The 3,198-nt window shown below is 59.7% G+C and carries 5 protein-coding genes; all 5 read left to right on the top strand.

What is annotated here, in order from left to right; all coding sequences use genetic code 11:
- The coding region (locus tag RX395_RS09590) for a Rep family protein (RefSeq protein ID WP_316367224.1) at positions 1–385 on the top strand (385 nt) is incomplete at its 5' end.
- Between the two features lie 445 nt (positions 386–830).
- Complete coding sequence (gene mobV / locus RX395_RS09585) at positions 831–1,886, top strand: MobV family relaxase (protein ID WP_316367221.1); 1,056 nt, start codon at positions 831–833, stop codon at positions 1,884–1,886.
- 222 nt (positions 1,887–2,108) lie between these two features.
- The gene (locus RX395_RS09580; RefSeq protein ID WP_117843712.1) at positions 2,109–2,363 is read left to right on the top strand and encodes a hypothetical protein; all 255 of its coding nucleotides are present in this window, start codon (positions 2,109–2,111) and stop codon (positions 2,361–2,363) included.
- A gap of 2 nt (positions 2,364–2,365) precedes the next feature.
- Positions 2,366–2,647 (top strand): hypothetical protein, encoded by a 282-nt coding sequence (locus RX395_RS09575; protein ID WP_195193394.1) that lies wholly within the window; start codon positions 2,366–2,368, stop codon positions 2,645–2,647.
- 92 nt (positions 2,648–2,739) lie between these two features.
- Positions 2,740–3,198 (top strand): Rep family protein (locus RX395_RS09570; protein ID WP_316367217.1); only part of this gene is annotated, 459 nt, incomplete at its 3' end.

Here is a 3,198-nt window from a genome sequence, read left to right as displayed (position 1 = left end):
CTCAATCAAGTATGCGAAGAGCAAGGCGAGCATGGCCTTGTACCTGACGCACGAGAGGTGCGATGACAAAGCGCATTACGATTCGCGCGACGTTCTTGAGTTCGGTGGTGCGAACTGGCACGACTGGTGCGGCGAGCTTGAGGACGTGCACGCCATCATGCTCGAAATGCGTGCGTTCATCGTCGAGCGCAACGTTACGGAGTTCGACTTGTTCCAGCTCTGGTGCGACGAGAACAACGACACGTGGAGCCGCGCCCTCGACCTCAAGTGTTCTTGGGCAATCGGAAACTTCATCGAGCGTCGGCGCAACCGCATCCAGCAGTGCGCCAAGCTCGAACGTGAGCGCCGCCGCGACAACGAGGGCGATGCTTTTGCGGAAGGGTAGTCGGGTCAATGCAGCAATGCGTGACCACGGGGGCGGAGTAGTTCCGCGCAGCGGATCTACGGAGACCTCGTTCACGGATTGCGGAATTGACGCGACGGTCAATCGAATAGACCAGACTTGAACAAGGGTCGATGGACGCTCTGCTCCATCGACCCTTTCCTTGCCTACGTCTCAAGTAAGTGAGATTCGGGGATGCGCCTGCGAGGGGCTTTCCGCGACCCCCTCGCAGGGGGGTGCCGAACCCCGAACCCGAACCCTCAAGGGTGGTTTGGAGGGGTGAAACCCCTCCATGCGAGCGCCGCCGCGAGCCGCCAAGCCGTAGGCGCGGAGCGACCCTAAGTCGCGGAGAACCGACAGTGCTACACTGTCGGCGCGCCCCCTTTTCCGTAGGCAAAAGGGGAGTGCGTTACCCTTTTGTTCCAAAAGCCGGGAGGTGCCGCCGCCGATGGGTAAGCAGTACGCAATCCTTCGAGTCCAGAAGTGCAAGGGTGCCGAGATAGGCGCCATGCAGTACCACAACGACCGCGAGCCGGGAAAGCACACGAACCCGGACATAGACCAATCCCGAACCCGGCTGAACCGCGAGATGTGCCCGCACGCCGACTACGAGGGCGAGATTCAGTCGAGGATTGACGCGGGCTACAAGGGCACCCGCAAGGTGCGCAAGGATGCCGTGAGGCTCGTCGAGGGCATCGTGACGGCAAGCCCGGAGTTCTTCGAGGGTGCGAGTGCCGAGGAGGTAATGGATTTCTTCGAGGACGCGCTCGGGTTCTGCCGCGAGGAGTTCGGGGAGTCGAATCTGGTGCACTTCACGGTGCATATGGACGAAGAGACCCCGCACGCCCACTTCGGCTTCGTGCCGCTGAAAGACGGCAAGCTCTCGTGGAAGGGGTTCTTCCCGGACAAGGCGGCGCTCGGTGCGATGCAGGACAGGTTCTACGGGCGCGTAGGGGCGCTGTACGGCCTTTCTAGGGGTGAGAAGCGCTTGGAGGGTCAACCGGCAAGGCGGCACAAGTCCGTGGCCGAATACAAGGCCGAGAGCCGCCGAGTTCAGGCCGAGCTGAACGAGAAGGCCGAGCAGCTCGAAGCGGCACGGGAGGAGCTTGCATCCACCCGGGCGCAGCTCGCCGAGTGCAGGTTGCAGGTCGAGGGCTTCGCCGCGAGGTTCGAGCGCATCAAGGCCGAGCTGGCGCAGATAGCCGAGTGCCTGTCGGTGCACGGCTTCCTCGGGAGCTTCAAGGCCAAGCTCGCCGAGTTCGCCGAGAACCCTATCTGCAAGGCCGCGCTCGCGGCGGGTCGCGACTTCATGACGGCACGTGACGGCAGACGAGCGGAGAAGGTGCTCGTCAACGGTGCCAGGGAGAAGGTCGTAGAGATGGAAGGGCTGTCGAGGGAGATGGGCGAGTGGTCTCTGCTTGATGAAGTCGGGGATATGAGGGGTGCCCGCAGGGAGCTTGACGGGCACGAAGCCCCAGCGCGACCGATCGGGCAGGAGCGGTGAAACGCAATGAATGAAAACGAGGGCGGTTCTGTATACCCGCCGAACCCGGATGTGAAATCCGGCTCTTGTCTAATAGCCGGATTTCATGCACTTTCTGACATTCGCCCATCTTACTGGAATGCATACAAGGCCGAATCTGGGGCAACGGTAATCGCGGTGGAGACGCTATTTAATTAAGTATACCTCTCTGGTATACTTACTAGGAAAGAAAGGAGAACGGCAGTGGTCAGAGTGCATGGGAACGCCCTCAAGCACGGGCTTACCAGCGAGGAAGTTGCGTATGCGTGGGAGAACCCGATTAGATGCCGTCAGCGAAACGGCACGGATGACCCGCCGCTCTGGATTTCGGTCGGCTCGCTTCCCGACGGTAGATTTGCCGAGCTGATTGGATTCATGGATATCGACGGCGTTTGGTGCGTGTTCCACGCGATGGTGCCGCCGACGAAGAAGTTCAAGCGTGAGCTGGGATGGAGGTAGACATGAACGGAATCGTTGCCGAGAACGGCAAGGTCGTTACCGATGAGATGATTGCCGATTGGGAAAGCGCTCTCGAACGCGACGAGTGGCCAAGCGGATGGGTGAATGTGGGCGAAATCGTCGAGGGGAAACTCCCGAAAGCAGCGCCCGAGACGGTAACGCTGTCCCTCAAGGTTCCCGCCGCCATGAAACGGGCGCTTGAGAAGGAAGCGAAGGCCGAGGGCAAGTCGACGGGCGCGTATGCCCGCGGAATCCTCGCCGATGGTCTCATGGCCATAGCGTAAAAAGGCAAAAAGAAAGCCCCTCTTGCTTGGCGGCTTAGGGGCTTTTAGCAGACGGTTTAACCAGTCCTTTCTGCAAGGAGAATTATAGCATCATGCCATACAAGGACAAAGAGAAGCAGCGCGAAGCGCAACGCAAGTGGGAGAAAGAAAACCGTGGTGCTGGCAAGCGCCACAAAGTTTGGATGGGAATCTTCTACCCTGACACCGCTGAGGACGGCTGGCGAGATGAATGCGATGAACTCGGGCTGTCGTTTCTGGTTTCGCCGCTGCACGATAGAGACGTATGGACGGCGGCAGACGAGCGAAGGAATCCAGACCACATCGAGGGCAAGAAAAAGGAGCCGCATTACCACTTCTTGGCCGAATATCCGCAACCAGTTGATTACGCAACGGTGAAAGAGGACTTCGCGTTCCTTCACACACACTCAATCAAGTATGCGAAGAGCAAGGCGAGCATGGCCTTGTACCTGACGCACGAGAGGTGCGATGACAAAGCGCATTACGATTCGCGCGACGTTCTTGAGTTCGGTGGTGCGAACTGGCACGACTGG

The sequence above is a fragment of the Collinsella aerofaciens genome (assembly GCF_032584215.1).
GTDB lineage: Bacteria > Actinomycetota > Coriobacteriia > Coriobacteriales > Coriobacteriaceae > Collinsella.
Note: the sequence above shows the minus strand (reverse complement) of the source record. Positions and strands in the feature narration are given on the sequence as shown.

Bases quoted from the DNA above. Each gene is read 5' to 3' on its own strand.
- RX395_RS09575 (WP_195193394.1), top strand. From the start codon at position 2,366: ATGAACGGAATCGTTGCCGAGAACGGCAAGGTCGTTACCGATGAGATG.
- mobV (WP_316367221.1), top strand. From the start codon at position 831: ATGGGTAAGCAGTACGCAATCCTTCGAGTCCAGAAGTGCAAGGGTGCC.